Raw genomic sequence first — 1,172 nt, forward strand, 5'->3', positions numbered from 1 at the left:
CTGGCCGGGGGTGGGCGCGGGTGTCCACACGGCCCGCCCGCGGTGGGGCGGGTGATCCCCGCCGAACGGCGCGTACCGGGGTGACGGGCGGGCGGGCACCATGAACCCACTGGCCACACGGGCGTGGCCACGACGCGAGGAGCAGCCATGACCGCCGAGCCGATGTCCTCCCCGGCAGCCGCAGACGCAGCGAGGGAATGTCCGCCGCCCTTCGACCCCGAGCTGGCGGCCGCGCTCGAACTGATTTCCGAGCAGTTGTCGCCGGGCTTTCCGCCCGAGGCGATCCCCGACGTCCGCGCCGGCATGCTCTTCGACATCCCCTCGGACGACGACCTGCGCCGCGGCGGCACCTTCGACGTCGAGGAGCGGGCGGTGCCCGGACCGGACGGGGCGCCGGAGGTCTCCCTGCTGATCTGCCGGCCGACGGGCGCGAGCGGCCCGCTGCCGGCCGTCTACCACGTGCACGGGGGCGGGATGATCCTCGGCAACAACCGGTTCGGCGTCGACGAGATGCTGGACCTGGCCGAGGAGCTGGGGCTGGTCGTGGTCTCGGTGGAGTACCGGCTGGCCCCGGAACACCCGCACCCGGCCCCGGTCGAGGACTGCTACGCGGGGCTCGTGTGGATCGCCGAGAACGCGAAGGAACTCGGCATCGACCCCGAGCGGATCGTCATCGCCGGAGCCAGCGCGGGCGGCGGCCTCACCGCGGCGCTTGCGCTGCTCGCGCGGGACCGCGGCGGCCCGGACCTGTTCGGACAGATGCTGCTGTGCCCGATGCTCGACGACCGTAACGACTCCGTCTCCGCCCGCCAGATGGCGGGGCGGGGCATCTGGGACCGCACCGCGAACGAGACCGGCTGGGGAGCGCTGCTCGGAGACGCGCGCGGCGGCCCGGACGTCTCGCCGTACGCCGCCCCGGCCCGCGCCACCGACCTGTCCGGCCTGCCGCCCGCCTTCATCGACGTCGGCTCCGCGGAGACCTTCCGGGACGAGGACGTCGCCTACGCCGGCCGGATCTGGCAGGCGGGCGGGCGCGCCGAACTCCACGTGTGGCCGGGCGGGTTCCATGGGTTCGACGGTTTCGCCCCGCAGGCGTTGCTGTCCCAGGAGGCCCGGGCGGCCCGGGCGCGCTGGCTGCGGCGGCTGCTGGGCGCCTGACCCGGTCCGGCAGA

1 protein-coding gene is annotated in these 1,172 nt (G+C 75.2%); it reads left to right on the forward strand.

Annotated features, from left to right (window positions below; translation table 11 throughout):
- The first annotated feature begins 147 nt into the window (after nucleotides 1–147).
- Nucleotides 148–1,158, forward strand: coding sequence for an alpha/beta hydrolase (locus ABT186_RS47815; protein ID WP_351930725.1), 1,011 nt, complete (start codon nucleotides 148–150; stop codon nucleotides 1,156–1,158).
- The last annotated feature ends 14 nt before the right edge of the window (nucleotides 1,159–1,172 follow it).

Origin of the sequence: Streptomyces sp. NPDC001634 (assembly GCF_040298185.1) — a bacterium.
In the GTDB taxonomy this organism is placed as follows: Bacteria; Actinomycetota; Actinomycetes; order Streptomycetales; family Streptomycetaceae; genus Streptomyces.

Excerpts from the sequence above, each read along its gene's own strand:
- ABT186_RS47815 (WP_351930725.1), top strand. The coding sequence starts at position 148 with ATGACCGCCGAGCCGATGTCCTCCCCGGCAGCCGCAGACGCAGCGAGG.